Source organism: Paenibacillus solisilvae, assembly GCF_042656405.1.
Classification (GTDB): Bacteria; Bacillota; Bacilli; order Paenibacillales; family Paenibacillaceae; genus Paenibacillus_Z; species Paenibacillus_Z solisilvae.
Genome location: NZ_JBHSOW010000056.1, coordinates 22,033 through 43,177 on the forward strand (window position 1 = coordinate 22,033; position 21,145 = coordinate 43,177).

General features: G+C 49.6%; 17 protein-coding genes. 13 read left to right on the forward strand and 4 right to left on the reverse strand.

The window, feature by feature from the left end; genetic code table 11:
- Positions 1-111: 111 nt before the first annotated feature.
- Positions 112-354, forward strand: coding sequence for a YqzE family protein (locus ACFPYJ_RS15240; RefSeq protein ID WP_379189007.1), 243 nt, complete (start codon positions 112-114; stop codon positions 352-354).
- 17 nt (positions 355-371) lie between these two features.
- On the opposite strand, the gene ACFPYJ_RS15245 is transcribed toward ACFPYJ_RS15240, so the two are convergent.
- The 3 genes from ACFPYJ_RS15245 to ACFPYJ_RS15255 all read right to left on the reverse strand — a co-directional run bounded on the left by ACFPYJ_RS15245 (position 372) and on the right by ACFPYJ_RS15255 (position 4,164).
- Positions 372-1,265 carry a hypothetical protein gene (locus tag ACFPYJ_RS15245; protein ID WP_379189008.1) on the reverse strand — a complete coding sequence of 298 codons (894 nt, stop codon included), beginning with the start codon at positions 1,263-1,265 and terminating at the stop codon, positions 372-374.
- Positions 1,266-1,432: 167 nt separating this feature from the next.
- Positions 1,433-2,410, reverse strand: a complete 978-nt coding sequence (locus ACFPYJ_RS15250; protein WP_379189009.1) for a YqhG family protein — start codon at positions 2,408-2,410, stop codon at positions 1,433-1,435.
- Positions 2,407-4,164, reverse strand: coding sequence for a DEAD/DEAH box helicase (locus ACFPYJ_RS15255; RefSeq protein ID WP_379189042.1), 1,758 nt, complete (start codon positions 4,162-4,164; stop codon positions 2,407-2,409). The genes ACFPYJ_RS15250 and ACFPYJ_RS15255 overlap by 4 nt, the downstream gene beginning before the upstream one ends.
- A gap of 388 nt (positions 4,165-4,552) precedes the next feature.
- On the opposite strand from ACFPYJ_RS15255, the gene ACFPYJ_RS15260 reads away from it, so the two are divergent.
- Together ACFPYJ_RS15260 and ACFPYJ_RS15265 are read left to right on the forward strand one after the other, a co-directional pair.
- Positions 4,553-7,240, forward strand: coding sequence for an adenosylcobalamin-dependent ribonucleoside-diphosphate reductase (locus ACFPYJ_RS15260; RefSeq protein ID WP_379189010.1), 2,688 nt, complete (start codon positions 4,553-4,555; stop codon positions 7,238-7,240).
- Positions 7,241-7,331: 91 nt separating this feature from the next.
- Positions 7,332-7,808 carry a hypothetical protein gene (locus tag ACFPYJ_RS15265; protein ID WP_379189011.1) on the forward strand — a complete coding sequence of 159 codons (477 nt, stop codon included), beginning with the start codon at positions 7,332-7,334 and terminating at the stop codon, positions 7,806-7,808.
- Between the two features lie 275 nt (positions 7,809-8,083).
- Here ACFPYJ_RS15265 and ACFPYJ_RS15270 read toward each other — a convergent pair whose 3' ends face one another.
- A complete protein-coding gene (locus ACFPYJ_RS15270) occupies positions 8,084-8,815 on the reverse strand; it encodes a GntR family transcriptional regulator (RefSeq protein WP_379189012.1) in 732 nt (243 codons plus the stop codon).
- Between the two features lie 429 nt (positions 8,816-9,244).
- Here ACFPYJ_RS15270 and ACFPYJ_RS15275 point away from each other — a divergent pair, with 429 nt between their 5' ends.
- From ACFPYJ_RS15275 to ACFPYJ_RS15320, 10 genes are all read left to right on the forward strand, one after another.
- Positions 9,245-10,561 (forward strand): 6-phospho-beta-glucosidase, encoded by a 1,317-nt coding sequence (locus tag ACFPYJ_RS15275; RefSeq protein ID WP_465263359.1) that lies wholly within the window; start codon positions 9,245-9,247, stop codon positions 10,559-10,561.
- Between the two features lie 317 nt (positions 10,562-10,878).
- Positions 10,879-11,784: a carbohydrate ABC transporter permease gene (locus ACFPYJ_RS15280; protein ID WP_379189013.1), complete on the forward strand. Its 906-nt coding sequence runs from the start codon at positions 10,879-10,881 to the stop codon at positions 11,782-11,784.
- Position 11,785: 1 nt separating this feature from the next.
- On the forward strand, positions 11,786-12,667 hold the full coding sequence (locus ACFPYJ_RS15285) for a carbohydrate ABC transporter permease (protein WP_379189014.1): 882 nt from the start codon (positions 11,786-11,788) through the stop codon (positions 12,665-12,667).
- A gap of 87 nt (positions 12,668-12,754) precedes the next feature.
- A complete protein-coding gene (locus ACFPYJ_RS15290) occupies positions 12,755-14,164 on the forward strand; it encodes an ABC transporter substrate-binding protein (protein WP_379189015.1) in 1,410 nt (469 codons plus the stop codon).
- A gap of 104 nt (positions 14,165-14,268) precedes the next feature.
- Positions 14,269-15,072 carry a sugar phosphate isomerase/epimerase family protein gene (locus tag ACFPYJ_RS15295; protein ID WP_379189016.1) on the forward strand — a complete coding sequence of 268 codons (804 nt, stop codon included), beginning with the start codon at positions 14,269-14,271 and terminating at the stop codon, positions 15,070-15,072.
- Positions 15,073-15,084: 12 nt separating this feature from the next.
- Positions 15,085-16,215 carry a Gfo/Idh/MocA family protein gene (locus ACFPYJ_RS15300; protein WP_379189017.1) on the forward strand — a complete coding sequence of 377 codons (1,131 nt, stop codon included), beginning with the start codon at positions 15,085-15,087 and terminating at the stop codon, positions 16,213-16,215.
- 3 nt (positions 16,216-16,218) lie between these two features.
- Positions 16,219-17,826: a gamma-glutamyltransferase family protein gene (locus ACFPYJ_RS15305; protein ID WP_379189018.1), complete on the forward strand. Its 1,608-nt coding sequence runs from the start codon at positions 16,219-16,221 to the stop codon at positions 17,824-17,826.
- Positions 17,827-17,868: 42 nt separating this feature from the next.
- On the forward strand, positions 17,869-19,035 hold the full coding sequence (locus ACFPYJ_RS15310) for an MFS transporter (protein WP_379189019.1): 1,167 nt from the start codon (positions 17,869-17,871) through the stop codon (positions 19,033-19,035).
- A gap of 15 nt (positions 19,036-19,050) precedes the next feature.
- Positions 19,051-20,034, forward strand: a complete 984-nt coding sequence (locus ACFPYJ_RS15315) for an N-acetylglucosamine kinase (RefSeq protein ID WP_379189020.1) — start codon at positions 19,051-19,053, stop codon at positions 20,032-20,034.
- Between the two features lie 338 nt (positions 20,035-20,372).
- Positions 20,373-21,095 (forward strand): SDR family oxidoreductase, encoded by a 723-nt coding sequence (locus ACFPYJ_RS15320; protein WP_379189021.1) that lies wholly within the window; start codon positions 20,373-20,375, stop codon positions 21,093-21,095.
- Positions 21,096-21,145 lie beyond the last annotated feature (50 nt).

The window sequence follows — 21,145 nt, forward strand, 5'->3', positions numbered from 1 at the left end:
AAGAATGCTATCGTTAGCGTGGCACGAACCAAGGAAACTCATTCATGTTTGAACAAAAGGATTAAAGGGGACACTTATAGCAAGGACTAATAACGGGGAGATGAATCCTTAATGGCGAAGAAAGAGAATGATGAATACATCAAATATATGACCGAGAAGCTGGTCGCGTATATGGAAACACCGCAGGAAGTGAGAAAGGGCAAACGGGAAACAGCCAAAGCCCAGAGGGAGCCTTGGCTGACGAGATGGTTCGGTGTCGGTGCATTCGGATTAGTCTTATGGTGGCGCGGCAAAAGCGAGCGCAATCCGGAACTGATCCGCACAGATATTCGGGATAACAGTTTAATGGAGTAATGAACAAGTAGAAAGTATTATTTATAAAAACGGCCTTTGCTTTGAATCGAGCTTAGGGACACATAACGTGTTCCTTCTTGATCGAAGGCAGCATAAACGAATTTTCCGTTCCAAACATGATAGCCTATCGTCGGATAGACGAATAGAACTGAGGCATCATACAGCTCTGCAGTAAAACGAATTTCAGTCTTGTGGTTAAGGAGGTCCGGCAGCTTACTTACCTGTTCCATTGAGAGCGGGGACTTGGTCAGCCAAGGCATCCGCTCGTAAGGATCAAAGGTAACATTGGTCCGCGAGGAAGAAAGCTGCGAAAGTGCGGGCGCATTTATTGGCTCTGCTTGAGTTGAGATAGCTGATAACTTGGCCTGCTTGGACCAAATTTGATCATCGATGGGGAGCGATTCACCGCTCCACGCATCCATATAGACGGCTTGTCCGTCAGGAGCAATCCATTTCCACACAGCCAGCAGCGGATGAACGTATAAACGTTCAATCTGAAGCGGCTTTTTTATTGCGTCCGCATACGATGTGTAATAACCTTGCCTGATCATGGATTTATAAAGGGTATTGGGATCATAGGCGGGATGATCGCCAACTCCGTATTCACTCAGCGCGAAGCCGCCGTCCTGAGTTGCGTTCACAATCATATAACCAACCGGCTTTCGGTTCAATTGAAAGGTTACAAGCCAGCCATGCATGCCAGGTCCAATAGGGGCGATAGTCGTAGAAGCTATCTTCCAGGACTTAAATTGAGGCTCAGCGGCCAGTATATTCGTCCAAGCCTGAACCTGCTGCTCAAGTCTGGACTGCTCCTGTCCGGGCTGATTAATCGTTGTCTGCGCCGCTGCCGACACTTGGCTGCTTGCCATTAATATGATCAAGGCTGCATATAACGGGAACCATTTACGCATAGGTGCTCACCTTTTTCCATAAGTTTTTGGATTTATCGTCATTGTACCCCGCCAGCAATCGAAAAGGCTGTTGGAACCTGTCGCGCGAATGCGGACAAGCCCCGTTCTATTTTTGCCATATTCCTGCGAAGTAATGACGGGTACAGCCAATCTTTGTCGCATTATCGTCAGCCAATACCCTGAAGGTAAAAGACACCGCAATTTATAGCAGATACCGTCACCCTGGGCTCGTACTGCCATTTGATTTCTTCTTGACGCCTTTCGAATTGTTCTGTCAGCGTCTGACGATTTTCTTCTTCCGCCGATTCCAATAACGGCTCATAATAGTGGCCGATGGTTGACAGCTCAATATCCAATCTAGCCGCAGCTTCCTCTGCCCATTTGTAATCATAGGTCCGCAGTTTGCGCTCGAGCGTTTGTTCAGCGATCGACGCGGCCTTGTTCAAGGTTAGCGCATTCTTCGCGGTATGAACGTTCGGCGGCAGCTTCGGTGTCATTTTATGCTGCAGCAGCTGATCGTGGAATTTCTCCACGCATTGACCTGTCGCCAGTGAAATGCCAAAGGAATGGATCTCCTCGCGTTTCATATCGCAGGCGAATTCCACCTTCAGATTAACGCCGAGCCAAGCGCTGTAAGCGGTAGACTGAAGCGGGTGCGCGCTGCGCTTATCCGGCTCCTGAAAGAGGCAGACATAGCTCCCGCTGGATTTAGCCGATTCAAACAGCTGGTCAAGCCGCCGGGATCCATAATGAAGATCCTCCCGGTTGATGCGGACACCTGCTGCATTCAGTGAGCTGTTCAAGTAGCCGAATGTCCGGCCAATGGCTGCATCGGCTGCCGCCGCTATACCGGTCGGCGCCTGCTGTCCGGGCTGGGCTGCAGCAGGAGCTGGAGTCTTCACTGCTGCAGCAGCGGCAACGGATTGATCATATTTGCTCTTATCTGTCACGAACAGCATGGACATGGTTTCCGGCTCAGTGCCGGTACGGTCCACGAAGCTCCAATAATAGGGCCTGTTAGTTAAATCCCGATCTGCCTGCGGCGATAATTTGACTTGAAAATGTGCGGGTGACTTCTCCATAATATGACAGCCCGTCGTTTCCAAATATCGCTGAACGAACTTATGAACCTGTTTCTCGTTCATGGCCTCACCTCCACAGTCTGTCCTACCGCATCCAGCATGATATGGATTGCTCCCATCTCCATAGGGACCTCATCGGCTTCTACCTCATGCCGAATTTGGGTTAAAGAATTTCCGAGATTGTCCATTTGCTCGCGCAGCTTCTCTGTATTGCCGCCCGTCTCCAGCATGACACGTGCCAGCCGCTGCTCCAGCGTTTCTTTCTTCTCGAACCGTTCGAGAATATGGTCCAGCTCGCCGATAACGAGCTCGAACAGATTGATTTTCTCATGGAGCAGGCCGACGATATGCTCTTCAATGGTATTTAAGGTGCATAGATTGTAAATTCGCACATCATTGGTTTGACCAAGCCGGTGCACCCTGCCGATGCGCTGTTCGACGCGCATTGGATTCCAAGGAAGATCGAAATTGATCATGTGATGACAGAATTGGAGATTGATGCCCTCGCCTCCGGCTTCCGTGGCAATAAGCACCTGCGCTCTGCCGCGGAACAAATCCATCATCCAGTCTTTCTTCCCGCGGTTCATGCCTCCGCGATACGGTACTGCGACTAAATTATTGGCGCGGAAATATTGGAGCAGATATTCCTGAGTCGCCCGATATTCCGTAAAAATTATTACCTTGTCATTCATCTCGCGAATCAGCTCAAGGGTTTTCTCTGCTTTGGTATTCGTTTGAATGCCTCGAATGACCTCGACCAGGTCCCAAATTTTCGCACGGAGCGGAGAGTCCTCCGAGGTTTTCTTGAACATGTTCACAAGTGTCAGAAACACCGCATCACGGCTGCTGCAAACTTCTCTTTGAAGAGTGACAAGTGAAAGCATGCTGGTGAAATCGCCTTCGCTCTCGTCGAACCGCTCTTTTACAAACTTCGTAACCGCATCATAGAGAGCCTGCTCTTCAGCCGAAAGAGAGAGCGGTATATTCTTGACAATCCGCTTGGTAAACTGGATGCCGCCGTCACCCCGGCGATTTCTGATCATTACGGTGGAGAGCTTCTCGTGAAGCTGGCCCTCGTTCTTCGGAACGCGCTTATCGACTACGAAATTCGAAGAGAATTCGCTTTGGCCGCCGAGCTGTCCGGGCTTAAGCAGGGTGATGAGATTAAAGAGCTCATCCATGTCATTCTGTACAGGCGTTGCGGTTAAGAGCAAACAGTATTTCTTGCGCAGCAGATTCACGAATTGATAATTCGTCGTTTTTTTGTTTTTTAGTTTATGCGCTTCATCGATGATGAGCATATCGTAATCTTGATTCAATAGAATTTCCCGGTGCGGATCGCGCTTGGCTGTATCCATGGAAGCTACGACAACCTCATGCTGCCACGTATGCTCCTTGCGCTGAGCGATAGCGGAGATGCCGAATTTCTGATTCAATTCACGCACCCACTGCAGAACCAGGGAAGCGGGCACGAGAATGAGAACGCGGCGCACGAGCCCGCGGACCAGATATTCTTTGAGCACGAGCCCGGCTTCAATGGTTTTGCCAAGCCCGACTTCGTCCGCTAGAATCGCGCGGCCGCTCATTTCATGCAACACCTTGCGGGCGGTGCTGATTTGATGCGGCATAGGTTCAAAGGAAGGTAAGCTGCGTAAGCATTGAAGATCATCGAAACTGGTAACGAGCTTCGTTTGCTCGGCTTCTATCGCGAGCTGATACATGGTCCAGTCATCCCAAGGACCGTTTCGATTGACACGTTCCTCTAAATTTTGAAACCATGTACGGTCAAAATGAAGCATTGCATTAGGATGAAGCATGCGCCCTGTGGGAGCTCTGCCGGTTGGATTTTCTCCTTGAGATGGATCGATCGTCGGTTGCAAAATTGGAGGAACTCCTTTCCAAGGGAGAGAATGGTTTGAATGTTCCTAGTATGACCTTGGAAGACCTAATTCATAAGACATGCAGCGCGGAAAAATGAAAGTAGAATGTTTACAGTGAAAATTGTGGTAGAAACTGCGCTTGATGAAGAGAATAGAAGCCCGGAGGTGCTCCAGCAGCAAAGATTGTCCAATTTGAACTTTAAATCGGATTCATATCAATATATAGTGTGGTATAATCTTAGGTACATACCATATATTGTGCATATGCATGTATTGGACATCGCATAACCCGTACTCTTTGAAGCGAAATGGAGGAGAAACAGGGATGGAAACAGAACGTGCAGGACGACTGGAAGGTTTAAGTGAAAAGATTTTTCTGGACCGTTACGCCTGGAAGAATGCAAATTCGAACGAGACATCCGTTGGTGATGTGGTGCTTGTTCTTACGAAGGATGATCCGAAATTTCCCTCTAAGGAAGTCGGCGAAGTGCTGGCTCGTGAAGGAAACAAAGTTCGAATCAAGCTTCGCAGCGGCGATACGATTGATTCATCCATAGAGAAGCTGACGCTGACGATAGAGAAGACACCGGAGGAAATGTGGGATCGGCTGGCCAAGGCGGTTTCGTCCGTTGAAGACGGTGCTGATAAGCGCAAGCTCTGGCAGGAGCGGTTCCGATACATTCTGGAGGATTGGAAGCTTGTTCCTGGCGGCCGAATTGCGGCAGGAGCGGGTGCAAGTGAAGAGCTTACGTTATTTAACTGTTATGTAATCCCATCCCCTGAGGACAGCCGCGGCGGGATTATGAATACGCTGACAGAAATGACCGAGATCATGGCAAGGGGCGGCGGAGTCGGGATTAACTTATCTTCTCTGCGTCCCCGGCGGGCAATCGTTGCAGGTGTTAACGGCTCATCGAGCGGGGCAGTCTCTTGGGGCGGCTTATTCAGCTATACGACAGGATTAATTGAACAAGGCGGTTCGAGGCGCGGCGCATTAATGCTGATGATGAATGATTGGCATCCGGATGTCCTGGATTTCATCACGGTGAAGCAAACGATGGGGCAGGTAACGAATGCGAACCTGTCGGTTTGTGTCAGCAATGATTTCATGCGAGCGGTGAAGGAGGACTTGGACTGGGATCTCGTATTCCCGGATACGAAGGATCCTTCCTATGATGAACAATGGGACGGAGATCTCGAGAAATGGCGTCGTGCGGGCAAAAAGGTGATGCTGTACAAAACCGTTCCAGCGCGTGAAGTCTGGCATTCGATTATGGAGTCAGCCTGGAAATCTGCTGAGCCTGGCGTCGTATTCATGGAATATTACAATGAAATGTCCAACAGCTGGTATTTCAACCCGATCATCTCGACGAATCCCTGCGGCGAACAAGGGCTACCTGCATGGGGAGTCTGCAACCTGTCTGCGGTGAATTTATCGAAATTCTATGACGCGGCGAAACAGGATGTTGATTGGGATCAACTTGGTAAAGTGACAAGGTGGTCGGTTCGTTTCCTTGATAATGTCATTGATGCGACGCCGTATCATTTTGAAGAAAATGAACGTAATCAGAAGAAGGAGCGCCGTATCGGACTTGGCACGATGGGGCTCGCAGAGCTGATGATCAAGCTTGAAATCCGCTATGGCAGCCCGGAATCGCTTATGTTTCTGGATAAACTCTACGGTTTCATGGCTAGAGAAGCCTATTTGGCATCCACAGAGATTGCTGCAGAGAAGGGCTCATTTCCGGCATTCGAGGCGGATAAATATGTGCAGAGCGGCTTCATGAAGAATTTAATCAGCGCCTATCCGGAGATTGGTGATGCAGTTACGAAGCGCGGGATGCGCAATGTGACGGTGATTACCCAGGCGCCGACGGGAAGCACAGGCACGATGGTGGGTACATCGACGGGAATTGAGCCGTATTTTGCTTTCGAATATTACCGGCAGAGCAGGCTTGGTTTCGATAAACAGTATGTACCGGTTGCTCAAGAATGGAAGGATGCGAATCCGGGCGAGGAGCTGCCGGAATATTATGTGACCTCTATGAGCCTATCGGCTGAGGATCATATCCGGGTGCAGGCAGCGATCCAGCGGTGGGTGGACAGCTCGATCTCGAAGACAGCCAACTGTCCGAATGATTTTACAGTTGAGGATACGAAGAAGCTGTATGAGCTTGCTTTTGAGCTCGGCTGTAAAGGCGTTACGATCTATCGGGACGGCAGCCGGGACGTGCAGGTGCTGAGCACGAAGAAGGATGAAGCGGACCAGAGTGCTCTTGAGAAGGCTGTAACTGATACCATAGAAGAAACCACACAGGCAGACTCTGCAGAAACGGCTTCTGGGCAGCAGCAGCTTATTAACGGAGAGACGGATACCGTCACTGCTGCAGGGAATCTGAATGCTGCATTGCCTCAGTCGCTGGAACCGCAGGTGTTCGATAAGGAATATAAGAGACGGCCGCAGGTGCTAAGCGGTGCGACGTATAAGATGAATACACCCTTTGGTATGGCTTATATCACCATCAATGATATCAACGAATCTCCAGGCGAGATCTTCCTCAATGTCGGCAAGGCCGGCTCCGATGTGTCTGCGATGGCAGAGGCGCTGGGCCGCGTGTGCTCGCTGTTTCTGCGTTACGGAGATCACGGGAATAAGGTCATGCTGCTGATCAAGCATCTCAAAGGAATCGGCGGAACAGGTGCCATAGGCTTCGGTGTGAACAGGGTGGAGTCAATTGCAGATGCGGTAGCGAAGGCGTTAGAAATGCATATTGAGAATAAAGAGCCGGAGGTTGTGTATGAGCAGGCGGCATCGGTTAAAGCGGTTGTTCCGCAGAGGTCAACAGCTGCGGAGCTGCCCGTTGTCCCACAGGCGGCTGCTTATGGCAGCAAGCCTTACAGCACAGCCGGCTCCAGCTCAACGGATTTATGTCCGTCCTGCGGTTCGGCTTCACTGATAAATATTGAAGGCTGCAAAACCTGCAGTGTTTGCGGTTTTAGTAAATGTTCATAATGTAATAACCATCAGCAAAGGCAGCCTTCCAATTGTGATATTCCATAAGGAAATATAGATTAGGCCGATATGTCGAATAATCCTCACAAACTTGAGAAATAAACTTCAGAATATTGGAAGCTGCCATGGCAATTGCTTGAAAACGAAAGCGTGGTATGTCAAAGCGCCTTTTGACTTTGAGCTTCGCGAAGGCGAGCTGGAGGAGATTGGCGACGACGAGGTATTGATTCGCGTGAAAGCATGCGGCATTTGCGGCACGGACATGACGTCGGCTTTCAAGGCGGCGCGGACGGGCGGCGTGATTGGCTTTATCGGTATTGAATTCGGTGCCGGCGCGAATATCACGTTCGACGCGAACGAGTTTCATTTCAAGAAACTGCAGCTGCGGGCTTCGCATGCCACCCCCGCGCTATTCTTCCCGAAATGCATCGAGCTGCTGAGGTCAGGCGTGGTAGATGGCGATGCGCTGGTCACGCATACGTTCGGGCTCGAACGGTTCGCGGATTCGATGAAGGAGCTGCGCGATGATCGCGGCTCTGCGATCAAGATGGTCATGGTCAACGATTAAACGAATCGTGAATCAGGAGTTAATCAGCGTCAAACAGCCCGTCCGCAATGCGGACGGGCTGTTTGACGGCTTCCGTTAGATATGGATCGGTGTTACTAATTGATATGCATAGGTAAGAGCCGGTTGAACGCTTCAACCGGCTCTTACCTTCTTTATACAGAATACAGAAGGGCTGCACCAGAGTAGATAAATCTATAAATCTACTACAAAGAGCAGCCCTTTTATTGCGGGATAAAAGATTTATGCATAGCCTTGGGAGCCCTGCGGCTCCTTTTTTACATTTGGTCGTATCTGCGTTCAATGATAAAGCGGGATACATTGGTGCGAAAAATGCTTTCGCTGTATTCGATAGGCGTATTATCTTGCAGGTAAGAAACGGTTTGGATGTGAATGGAGGGGGACCCTGGATCAATATTGAGCAGCTGTGCAACTTCATCGTCCGCGATAACCGGCTCCAGCGTATCGAGAGAACGGTCGATTCGGTGGCCGTATTTTTCCTGCAGCAGCTTAAATAGCGATCCGATTTGCTTCTCGTTCGAAAGGCCTGGAGCAAGGGACCAGGGCAGATAGGTGATCTCGTAAGCTACTGGCTGATCATCCGCCAAGCGCAGCCGCACAAGCTTCGTGACAGGCGACAGTTCCGGAATTTCAAGATGCTGTTGAAACGGTGGACCGGCGGGTACAACCGTTGCCTCCAAAATTCTGGTTTCCGAGCGACGGCCCAGCTCCTGCATATGATCGGAGAAGCTGACGATTGGAGCAATCATATGATGAACGATGCCCGATTTGGATGTCGAAATAAACGTCCCCTTACCCTGTATCTTATTGATGCGGCCTTCTAGTTCCAGCTGCTGGAGCGCCTGACGGATCGTAGTTCGGCTAACATTATATATTTTGCACAATTCATCTTCCGTCGGCAGCTGTTCCTGATAAAGGCCCTCTTTAATGGCCTCCCGCAGTTTCTGTTTCACGATTACATATAACGCAATGTTTTTATTTGTTGACATAGTCGATGCTCCTCAGCTTTCCTTTAGGCAATAAATTTTATAATTATTTTACCATGGGATACTCCTCAATAGACGCAAAGTAATCGTAAAAGTTATGTCGTTAAGTACAAATTTGTTTGAAAACGTAATCATAATAACATATATTCCTGAATCTCGATAGATTACAATTTAGGGTTCCCCTTTTTGAGAGAGATATTCTCAATAAACACCATTCAATAGAGATTTTCTGCACGATCTTCCCTCTTTCAAGCTATATTGCAATCAAAGACGAATATTTTATATTGACTATTTGTTATTATGAATTTATAATTTGTTTGTGGATGTAATAACAAATTATCAGAAGTATTAAAGGAAAAATGCTTCCATGGCCTACCGATTATGTAATCCGTACGACGATTTACCAATTTACTAGATGGAGGTTTCAAAATTGTGAAAAAAGATCAGTTGAAAGTGGCGGTTATGGGTGGCGGGTCTTCTTACACACCGGAATTGATCGAAGGCTTCATCAATAATCACAGCGTTCTCCCTGTCCGGGATTTGTATTTGGTAGATATCGAGGCGGGACGAAGTAAGCTGGAGACGGTGGGGAGCCTTGCCAGAAGGATGATCGAAAAAGCCGGTCTGCCGATTAATCTTCATACCACGTTTGATCGCCGGGAGGCGATTGAGGGTGCGGACTTCGTCACTTCCCAAATGCGCATCGGTATGCTGGACGCCCGTTCCCGGGATGAGAAAATTCCTTTGAAGTACGGATTGATCGGTCAAGAAACGACGGGAGCAGGCGGATTCGCCAAAGCCCTTCGCACGATTCCAGTCATTCTGGACATCGCCAAAGATATGGAAGAACTGGCTCCGGACGCTTATATGATTAACTTTACGAATCCGGCGGGCATTGTCACGGAAGCCGTACTGAAGTATTCCAAAATCCGTACGATGGGTCTGTGCAATCTCCCGATCGGCACCAGAATGCAAATCGCCAAGCTATGCGACGTGGATGTGTCCAAAGTCAGTATTGAAATGGTAGGCATCAATCATTTGAACTGGAGTACCCGCATCGTGGTGGACGGTGTCGACATTACAGCCGATGTATTGAATAAAGCGGCCGGCGCGAGCGGATTGACGATGAAGAATATACCTGATTTCGGGTGGGATGCGGAGTTTCTGCAATCTGTAGGAGCCCTGCCATGCAGCTATCATCGTTATTATTATATGAAAGACCGATTGTTTGAAGATATGAACAAGAAGTTTCTGGAGAAAGGAACGACTCGCTCGGACGAAGTGAAACGAGTTGAAGCCGAGCTGTTCGAATTGTATAAAGATCCAAAACTCTCAATCAAGCCTCCTCAACTGGAACAGCGCGGAGGTGCCTACTATTCCGAAGCGGCCGTCAACCTGATAAAGTCCATCTTCAACGATACGAAGGATATTCAAACGGTGAATGTTCGCAACAATGGCATCCTGCCTTTTTTGCCAAAGGACGTATCCGTGGAGATCAATTGCGTCATCGATTCCCAGGGAGCGCATCCGATTCAAATCGACACGCCGGTCTCACCGCAGATCAGAGGACTGCTTCAGATTGTGAAAGCCTACGAGGAACTTACCGTGAAAGCGGCAGCAGAAGGAGACTATTTGGCCGGTTTGCAGGCATTGACCATCCATCCGCTGGTCGGCAGCGCGAAGCTGGCTAAACAATTGCTGGACGAGATCATCGAAGCAAACAGGGAATACCTTCCCCAATTTAAATAAAGAATCTTGAAGTAACAAATTTACAATCGAACGTAATCATCACTATGATTTTTATATTTACATAAAAGGTAGTAACACATATAATGAAAAAAAGGTTTTCAGCCATTCTGTACGTACATGCGATCGATCAACCAGGAGGTGAGGAGCTTCTCGCAATGAATGCGGAAGCAGGCATGCGGAATTATAGACGCCGCCTGTGAACACGATCAAAGAAAGTGTTGCGTGATATCTATTGTTTTGAGGCAGCTCCCTTCAGTACGCTGGTAGAATTATATATTTCGGAGGTTACTAACGATTGAAAGGAAAGGAGACCCAATATGACGGGCAAGCGTCTATGGCAAAAAGCGGACTTCCGTGAAACGAAATACTTCTACCTCTTCATTTCTCCATGGATCATCGGACTCATCCTGTTTACGGGAGGACCGATCCTATTATCCGGCTACTATAGTTTTACGCGCTACGATATCGCCCACGATCCCGTCTTCATCGGTTTCCAAAACTACGCCAACCTGTTTCACAACGAACTATTCTGGAAATCCTCGGGTGTCACCTTGTATTACACCTTGGTGGGCGTTCCGGTCGGATTGGCGGTTTCTCTGCTGCTGGCCATGCTGTTGAACGTCCGTATACCGGGACAGCGCATATTCAGCACCATTATTTATCTCCCCTCCGTCGTCTCCGGCGTCGTGCTTTCCTTGTTATGGGTCTGGCTGCTGGATCCTGATTTCGGAGTGGTTAACGTACTGTACTACAAGATAACCGGCTCGGTCGGCCCCCAATGGCTGGCGGACGAGAATTGGGTCATCCCTTCCTTGATCATGATGTCGTTATGGACACTGGGCAACAATGTGGTGATCTATCTGGCCGGCCTCAAGAGCGTCCCTGCTAATTTATACGAAGCGTCCCAGATTGACGGGGCGTCCCGCTTCAAACAAATGGTACATATTACGATTCCGATGATTTCTCCTGTTACGTTGTTCCTTCTGATTACCGGTATCATTGGCTCTTTCCAGGTGTTCGTCCAGGCGGATGTCATGACCAAGGGCGGCCCGAACTATGCCTCGTACTTCTATGTGTACTATTTATACCAACAAACATTCAGATCGTTTAACCTCGGTTACGCTTCGGCGATGGCGTGGGTGCTGTTCATCGTCGTGGGGATTCTGACCTGGCTGATGATGAAGATGTCCAAGCGTTGGGTTCATTATGAAGGAGGGGAATAAATTGTCTTTGTCAACCCAGCTGAAACAACAAACCGCCCCTCGAAGCAGTTCCATATCTTCAGGAGAGCTGGCCGTCAAAATTTTTGCTTTCAGTATTCTGATTATTCTGTCAGCTTTGATGATAATACCGCTCTATATTATGTTAAGCACCGCACTCAAAACGCAGCAGGATGTCTTTTTGTTTCCTCCCAAGTGGATACCAAGTCCGATGGTTTGGCACAATTTCATTGAAGCGTTCAATGCCAGGCCGTTCGGTCAATATTTTTACAATACCGGTATGTACGCAATTGTCGGAACATTCGGAGAAGTCTTCTCTTCCGCTATTGTGGCCTACGGATTCTCACGATACCGCGGACACGGCCGCAATGTCATGTTCCTTATTCTTTTAGCCACCATGATGATCCCATACCCCGTAACTATGATTCCACAATTCGTACTGTTTAAAAATCTGGGCTGGATCGACAGCTACCTGCCGTTAAATGTTCCATCCTTTCTCGGCTCGGCCTACATTATCTTCCTGCTTAGACAATTCTTCAATTCGGTTCCCGTAGATTTGTTCGAAGCGGCAAGACTTGACGGCTGCAGCGAGCTGCGCACCTTCTGGAATATCGCGCTGCCATTATGCAGTCCCGCTTTGGCAAGCGCCGCAATCTTCGGCTTTATGTGGCGGTGGAATGATTACCTGGGTCCGCTGATCTATCTCAACACCGACTCCAAATACACGGTTTCAATCGCATTGTCTTCTTTTACGAGCATGTACAACATCGTGCCTTGGCATTTGCTGATGGCTGCCGCGCTGATGGCCGTTTTGCCTCCAATCATCATCTTCTTTCTGGCACAGAAATACTTCGTGAAAGGGATTGTGGTCTCCGGATTGAAATAGGAGGGCCGCCCTGAAGGGAGCTGATGCCGGTCGAGATTAGCGGTCATCACAGCTGTTCACTATCAAACTATTATGGGAGGGTTACACATGGTGAGAAAGTGGTTAGGCGTATCCATCGTTTCCTGCATGCTGGCCGTATTGGCTCTTAGCGGCTGCAGCTCAAGTACAGACAATAATGCGGGCAACGGCCCTGAAGCCGGAACAAATGAATCGACAAGCAACAACGGCGGCAATACGGCCAGCAGCGGCGAGAAGGTCACAATCACCCTGCTTAATGCACAGGATAACGGGATTCGTGACAAGTTTCTGCCGGACGTTATTAAGAAAAAGTTCGAAGAGGCCAATCCGAATATCAATCTCGAAATTATAAGCGTACCTTACGAGCAGTTTGACTCCAAGATGAACACCATGCTGGCAGGCGGGACGCCTCCGGATGTATGGAGCCACTGGGGACAAAGCGGTTTCGTCGATTATAACGTCCGCGACATGGTACTGGATCTTACCCCTTATATGTCGCAGTTCAATAATCCCAATATTTCGCAAGCCACGCTCGATATCTATAAAGTCGGCGGCAAACAATTGGGTATTCCGCTTAATATCTATTCAAGCATGATTTTCTACAATAAAGCGATATTCGAGAAAGCCGGCGTTACGGTGGAGAACTACAAACCGGGAGATCCTGCATGGACTTGGGAGAAATTCGCTGAATTGGCCAAGTCCGTAAGTAAAGATTACGGAAAACCAAGCGCCATATACGGCTTCACGTATGGTATGGGCGAGCATTTATTGACTTACAGCTGGGACTGGGGCCTCGATATTTTTGATAAAGGCTATGCGACCGGATTTGTGGACACAGCCGACTTGACCGATCCCAAAATAGTTGACTCGACGAAGTTTTTCCAGGATCTTATTTTTAAAGACAAAATCATGCCGACAGGAGCAGTTTTGGACTCCATCAGCAAAATCGGGGATCCGATCCTCACAGGCAAAGTAGCCATGTCTTTGGTCGGCAGCTGGGCTATGGGCGGCTTTAAAGAGACAAAAACTAAATTCGGAGTGCTTCCGCTTCCGACCGGACCGGCTGGAACATCGACGCCGTTCATCTATGCGGATCCGCTCATGGTTTCTTCCAAATCGAAGAATCCGGATGCCGCATGGAAACTGGTTCAATTCATGACAAGTCCCGAGATGCAGCTGGAAATGACCAAGCAAACCGGCTACCCGCCGGCGGACAGCGTCGCTTATCAAGAATGGTTTAAGCAGTACAGCGATTTGACGGATGTCCAGTACCTGCAGGAAGTCAATACGGCTGCGATCGAGAAGGGCAAAGAATCGCCGAACCATCTCATAGCCGGATACGGAGATATTACCTCTTTCATGCTGAACGAACAGCAGGCGATTTTTAACAAGGAAGAGGATCCGGCTGCAGTGCTGGAAAAGATGAATCCTAAATTTCAAAAGCTGTTGGATGAAATTAAACAGAAGGCCGGCAAGTAAGCTGCTCTAAAGATAAGATTAATCATCACAATACGGAAGCCGTGAGGACTGGATTGTCAGTCCTCCCGGTCACGAATATAGCATGGATAAGGAGAGTGGTTCGTTTGTTGAAGCTTTCCGTTGGAGCGTTTTCTTTCTTTAACACGATGCAGGCGGGGAAAATGGATATTTTCGGCTACCTCGAATCGGTCAAATTCCGGTATCGGCTGGATACCGTCGACTTGTGGAATGGATTTTTTGGGACGGAGGACGAAAGCGGACTGGTCCTATTGCCGGGTGAGGAGAAAATCCGCAAAATCCGGGAGGCGATCGACGAGAAAGGGTTAACCGTAGCGAACATCGCGCTCGACGGTGTGCATCTTATCGATCAGGGCGCCGATCTGCGTGAGCGGCTGTATCAAAATGCGCTGCTTCATTTGCGCGCCTCCGAAATCCTGGGGGCCAAAACCGTCAGGATCGATATCTGCAGCAGCCGGACGGATGAAATCACCGAGCAGGATTTTGACTATATCGTGAATCGGTATCGTGAATATTGTGACCGTGCAGCGGAACACGGGTACACAGTCGGCCCGGAGAATCACATGGGCGCGGCATTGAATCCGCATCTTCTCAAACGGATTGCTGAAGCAGTGGATCGCCCCAACTTCGGCATTTTGCTGCATTTGAAACGTTGGAAACCCGAGTTTGCCGACGGGGATGCCATCGTGGCTCCGTGGGTGGTGCATACGCATATCGATGCGAAAACCGTGGCTTCAAGTGACGTCGTCGGTTCAATCCGGGCCTTGGAGCAAGCGGGCTACAACGGGTTTTGGGCTGTCGAATACAATGCAAAGGAAAACCAGTATGCAGAAATGGAATGGATGCTGGCTGCTGTGAAAAGGTTATTCTATCATAAGGCTCAAGCCTGAGAGGAAGTGACTATGGAATCGATCAGAATTGGAATTATCGGCGTCGGTTTGATAGGAAAACATCATATTCAGCAATACTCGTCCATTGAGGGCGTCGAAATTGCTGCCGTGTGCGATGTCAATGAGCAGGAAGCCCGCAGAGTAGCTGAACAGTACAAAATTCCCAGCGTATATTCCGACTACAGGGAGATGCTCAAACGAGGCGATCTGATCGCAGTGGATGTATGTCTTCATAACAACCTCCACGCGGAAGCAACGATCGCTGCTATGCAGGCGGGGAAGCATGTGTATTGCGAGAAGCCTATCGCCGGTACTTACCGGGATGGCCTGGCGATGGTGGATATGGCGAGGGAAAGCGGGAAAATGCTGCATATCCAGTTGGGAACCCTGTACCGGAACGAAACCAAGGCGGCCAAAACGCTGATTGACGCGGGCAGGCTTGGAAAGCTCTATCATGCCAGATCTACCGGTTTCCGGCGGCGCGGGCGGCCTTTTGTTGACGGTTACGGCTCCAAGTTTTTTACCCGCAAGGAATTTGCAAGCGGCGGCGCTATCCTGGATATGGGTGTGTACCACATCGCGCAGATGCTGTATTTGCTTGGCATGCCGGAGGTGAAACGAATTTCCGGAAGGCTGTATCAGGAGATGGACATGGACAGTAAACGCAGAGAAGAAAGCGCCTTTGATGTAGAGGAATCGGGCATGGGATTCGTCCGTTTTGAAGGCGGGATTTCCATGGATATCATCGAAACATGGTCTCTTCATCTGGACGGGATCGAAGGCGGCAGTATCGTCGGATCGCAGGGTGGTATCCGGCTGCCGGCTTATTCGGATATTCAACCAAAGTCAGCACTTAGTTATCACACGACGATCTGTGATATGGATTTCGACAGTACACTGGATCTCAATGATATGAGCGAGCGCCGGCATAGATTGAATCCCGATGAAGACGCATACGATTCCTCCTCCAAACATTGGGCAGCGGCGCTGCAGGGGAGGGTCGAACTGCTGCCTACTGCCGAAATCGCTCTGAAAACCATGCTTATTAGCGAGGGCATTTATTTGTCCGACCGTCTTGACCGGGAAGTGACCGCAGAAGAAGTGGCGGAACAATCTCATCTGACTGCAGGGAAGGAGAACTAAGTTATGAAATTTGAATCGTTGTTTAATCCTTATCCATCACAACGTATGACGACATACGGGAGTAGAGGCATGGTTGCGACTTCCCAGCCTCTCGCTGCTCAAGCGGGATTGGACATTCTCAAGAAGGGCGGGAATGCCATCGATGCGGCGATCGCAACAGCTGCTTGTTTGACGGTAGTCGAGCCGAATTCAAACAGTATCGGGGGCGACACGTTTGCAATTGTATGGGCGGAAGGGAAGCTGCACGGGTTAAATTCGAGCGGGCCGTCACCTGCATCGATATCTGTGGAAAAGGTAAAGGCGGAAGGCCTGGAGCGGATCCCCACTTATGGAATGGTTCCGGTGACGGTTCCCGGCACTCCCGGCTCCTGGGCCGCATTATCCGAACGATTCGGCCGTCTTCCTCTGACGGAAGTACTGCAGCCGGCCATTGACTATGCGGAGCATGGTTTCCCGGTATCTCCGACAATTGCGAAATATTGGGAGGACGGCTTCAGGAACATCAGCGGTCTTCAGGATGAGATATATCAGCCGTGGCTCGATACTTTCGCTCCGAAGGGCAGAGCACCTGCCGCCGGGGAAATATGGCGTTCCCATGATCATGCCAGAACGCTTCAGTCCATCGCAGAGACGAAGGCGGAATCGTTTTACAGGGGAGAATTGGCTGACAAGATCGATCAGCACTTCCGCAAACATGGGGGATTCCTCCGGCAAGCGGATTTGGCGGCATTTTATTCCGAGTGGGTAGAACCCATTCATGTCGCTTATAAAGGGTATGAAGTATGGGAAATCCCGCCGAACGGACAAGGTTTGGTGGCACTGCTGGCGTTGAACATCCTGAAAGGCTTTGACTTCGCGGCCAAGGATCTGGTCGATACCTATCACAAGCAGATTGAAGCGGTAAAACTGGCATTCGTCGACGGGCTCAAGTACATTACTGACCCGCGAAAAATGAACGTCTCTGTTGAGGAGCTTCTTTCAGATTCCTATGCCGATAATAGAAGAGCTTTAATCGGAGATCAGGCAATCATGCCTCAGCCGGGCGAACCCCCGAAAGGCGGTACGGTGTACCTTGCAGCGGCCGATGGGGAAGGGAATATGGTCTCCTTCATTCAGAGCCATGCGGGCGATTTCGGAGCGGGAGTGGTCATCCCCGGGACTGGGATTTGCATGCAGAACCGGGGCACGGGTTTCTCCTTGAATCCCGAGCACCTGAATGTTTTGGAACCGGGCAAGAAAACATTTCATACGATTATTCCTGGTTTTCTCACAAAAAACGGTGTTCCTGTCGGACCTTTCGGCGTTATGTGCGGATCCATTCAACCGCAGGCGCATGTGCAAATTCTGTTAAATACGATAGACTTCGGCTTGAATCCACAGGCCAGCCTGGACGCCCCGAGATGGAGATGGCTCAAGGATAAGATTATTGAAGTGGAGCCTCAATTTCCGGATTATTTGGCGCAGGCGTTGGCCAGAAAAGGGCATATCGTACAACGGGCCGTGGATTCCGGCATGTTCGGCCGCGGTCAAATCATTTGGAGGGATCCGGATAGCGGAGTGCTGGCAGGTGGAACGGAACCGCGAGCAGACGGTGAAGTTGCAGCCTGGTAGCCGCATGTCATGCGGACACAACCGACCTAGGAGATTTCACCTGTGAGCATTTTAGCGGCCTATTACTTTTTCTTATATCTTTCCATGTCCGTCTTTGTGCCTTATACAAGTCTTTACTTCAGCGAAAAAGGGTTCAGCACTGCAGCGGTTGGGATGATTCTTTCCTTATGGGCATTTGTCAGCATCATCGCTCAACCCGTCATGGGACTAATAAATGACCGTATAGGCAATCCAAGAAAAATAATCATGATTTCTGTCATCACGGCGCCGGTTATCGGCCTCGGCTTTCATTACACGAATGAATTCAGCGCTGTCATCGCATTATCAGTGCTTTTTACATGGTCTCATTCTTCCGCCGGACCGCTCAGCGATTCCATCGCAGTAGAAATCGGCAACCGTGCCGGATTTAATTTTGGCAGCATACGTATGTGGGGGGCTCTCAGTTACTCGCTTGGGACAATCAGCACAGGATTCTTGTATGAAAAATACGGATACGCTAATATTTTTGAATATTATCTTGCGGTGAGTGTTCTGGTCTTCGCCTTGTTGTTCGGATTTCCGAAATCCAAGACCTTCTCTCATAAAATTACTTTTCTCGAGCAGGCGATTGAAGTGATCGGGAACAAGCCTTTTATGGCATATCTCGCCATCTGTCTGCTCCTGGTCATGTCCATGGTCAGCAGCTCCACCTTTCTGCCCATTTATTTTCAGGAAATGGATTTTGACAAGCGGTTTCTGGGCAGCGCGTTTGCGGTGGCGGCCTTGATTGAAGTCCCCATGTTTTGGGTGGCCTCCAAACTAAGCCAGGCGATTGGGAGATTCCGTCTGCTCTCGCTCTCCGCGGTTATCTACGCGCTTAAATGTCTGATTCTGTTTTTTTTCCACAATGTATACCTCACGCTTGGTGTTCAATTGCTGGATGGAATCTCCTTCGCGTTTGCTGCGGGTACCTTTGTTGAGGTTGTGGAAACATATTCCAGAAAAAATACGAAAGCGACGTTTCAAACCATCTTTGTGGCTGTCAGCTCGGGAATGGGCGGCGTAATAGGAATTGCAGCAGGCGGCATTATCGTGGAATATTGGGGTACACCTTTTCTGTACCTTGTTTTGTTCATCCTTTGTTTGGCGGCATCCGCTTTATTTTTCGGATTGCAGCATGCCAATGTTACTAAAATTCAAATGACTGATCGTTCCAATATTTATAGGTGATAAGGGAGACGGAAAATGGCTTATATTATGGGCGTAGACGGAGGAAACAGCAAGACATTTACAGTGATAACGGATACAGAGGGGCGGCTGCTTGCCCGCGGATTGGCGGGGTGCGGCAATCATCAGGTACCGGGAATTGAAGCTGCGCTTGCGAATATCATGAAATCCGCCGATATGGCGCTTGAGCAGGCCGGGCTGGGTTATGAGGATATTGATTTTGTGCAGTACGGTTTGGCGGGTGCCGACCGGCAAAAGGATTTTGATATTCTTCGTCCCGCTCTGGCCAATTTGCCATTCTCAAAATGGGACGTGGTTTGCGATACGTATGAGGGGTTACGCGCGGGCACTAAGGACAACATTGGTATCGTTTTGGTTTGTGGAAGCGGCACGAATGCAGCAGGAAGGAACCGGGAGGGACGCATGGTGCAGACCGGTGGTTTCGGTTACTTGTTCGGCGACCGGACTGGAGGCGGGGCTTTGGCAAGGGAAACATTCAGTCACGCGGTCCGGTCTTGGGAAATGCGGGAAGCACCATCGATTCTGCCTGTTAAAATAGCGAAGTATTTTGGTTTTGCCGATATGGGGCAAGTATACGATTACTTCCTCGATAACGACATCATGGAAGTCTCCCATGACATGACGCTGATTTTGCACGAAGCAGGGGACGAGGGTGACGAACTGGCCATCCAGCTGCTGCGACGTGCGGGAGACGAACTGGGTCGCAGCGCAAATTCGGTGATAAGCCGACTGGGCGGCTTTCCTGGAGAAACAATTCCGATCGTTACGGTGGGCAGTGTCGTGCAAGAAGGAAGGAATCCGCACCTGCTGGCTGCTTTGCAGGACAAGATTGCAGAACAGAATGAGCATTTTAAATTCATTATTCCGAAAATGGCGCCTGCATTCGGTTCCGTTTTATTGGCAATGGATCAGCTGGGACTGCCGGTTACGGACTCGATTATAAGACAATTTGAAGTGTACGGCGGTTATCAATCGATATAGCAATCGAAACATTCGTTCAGGGCTGCCGTGTCACTTGGCAGCCCTGCTGCATGAATTTAATAAAGTTAGAACGAATCCTCAAGCAGGCAGCGAACTTCACCCCGTGGCCTAAATGAACAATTGCCCTTGCTGGCGGTCTTGGACCGGCGGCTTGGGCAATTTTTGCGGAATTTCAAAGAAATGCATGCTATTCATTCGTTTTTTAGATCATGCTATTCATTTTCGGTTATTTACTTGTCAATCATAGTGCAATATGATGTAAACCAATATCATGAAATAGACTTAAATTGTTCGCAAAAAACGTTATCATGCAGTAAAAACAAGAAAGAGGTAGAAACATGGAACTGAGAAAAAATGAAAACAAAGTCGCGTTGGTCACCGGGGCGAACAAGGGGATTGGTAAGGAGATCGCCCGCGGGCTGGCACGGCAGGGGATAACCGTACTGCTCGGCGCACGAGATTCGGAACGCGGAGCACAGGCTGTAACGGAGCTGTCCTGTGATGGCAAGTTGTTTTTTCAGCAGCTCGATGTTACTGATCTGGCTTCGGTCAGGGTGGCCGCCCAGCAGATCGAAGACCGGTTCGGTAAGCTCGATATCTTGGTGAACAACGCCGGGATTGCGGTAAAACTGAGAAAGACTAGCGAGGTAAATGCCGCTGAGTTCCGTGAGGTCTACGAGACGAACGTTTTCGGTGTTGTCACGGTGACCCATGAGCTGCTACCGCTGCTTCGCCGGGCACCTGCGGCTAGGATCGTGAATATCTCGAGCTATCGCGGTTCACTCGGATCCGAGCGCGCGTTCAACGGTCAACCGTTTATTTCATACTCCACGTCCAAGACGGCCCTTAATGCCATCACCGTGCATTACGCCAGGGAGCTGGCTGATACTCCGATCAAGGTCAATGCTGGCGCTCCCGGCCACTGCGCCACCGATTTCAATAACTTCAGCGGTCCCCGCACGCCGGAACAAGGTGCCGCTATTGCTATCCGCCTAGCCACTCTCGACGAGTATGGCCCCACCGGAGGATTATTCGACGATAATGGGCCAGTGCCCTGGTAGACTTAACCAGTCAGCAAAGGCAGTAAAAGGTCAATCGATGTAAGGGCATA

Bases quoted from the DNA above. Each gene is read 5' to 3' on its own strand.
- ACFPYJ_RS15245 (WP_379189008.1), bottom strand. From the start codon at position 1,265: ATGCGTAAATGGTTCCCGTTATATGCAGCCTTGATCATATTAATGGCA.
- ACFPYJ_RS15250 (WP_379189009.1), bottom strand. From the start codon at position 2,410: ATGAACGAGAAACAGGTTCATAAGTTCGTTCAGCGATATTTGGAAACG.
- ACFPYJ_RS15270 (WP_379189012.1), bottom strand. From the start codon at position 8,815: ATGTCAACAAATAAAAACATTGCGTTATATGTAATCGTGAAACAGAAA.
- ACFPYJ_RS15315 (WP_379189020.1), top strand. From the start codon at position 19,051: ATGGCTTATATTATGGGCGTAGACGGAGGAAACAGCAAGACATTTACA.
- ACFPYJ_RS15255 (WP_379189042.1), bottom strand. From the start codon at position 4,164: ATGCTTCATCCTAATGCAATGCTTCATTTTGACCGTACATGGTTTCAA.
- ACFPYJ_RS15280 (WP_379189013.1), top strand. From the start codon at position 10,879: ATGACGGGCAAGCGTCTATGGCAAAAAGCGGACTTCCGTGAAACGAAA.
- ACFPYJ_RS15240 (WP_379189007.1), top strand. From the start codon at position 112: ATGGCGAAGAAAGAGAATGATGAATACATCAAATATATGACCGAGAAG.
- ACFPYJ_RS15260 (WP_379189010.1), top strand. From the start codon at position 4,553: ATGGAAACAGAACGTGCAGGACGACTGGAAGGTTTAAGTGAAAAGATT.
- ACFPYJ_RS15305 (WP_379189018.1), top strand. From the start codon at position 16,219: ATGAAATTTGAATCGTTGTTTAATCCTTATCCATCACAACGTATGACG.
- ACFPYJ_RS15300 (WP_379189017.1), top strand. From the start codon at position 15,085: ATGGAATCGATCAGAATTGGAATTATCGGCGTCGGTTTGATAGGAAAA.
- ACFPYJ_RS15320 (WP_379189021.1), top strand. From the start codon at position 20,373: ATGGAACTGAGAAAAAATGAAAACAAAGTCGCGTTGGTCACCGGGGCG.
- ACFPYJ_RS15290 (WP_379189015.1), top strand. From the start codon at position 12,755: ATGGTGAGAAAGTGGTTAGGCGTATCCATCGTTTCCTGCATGCTGGCC.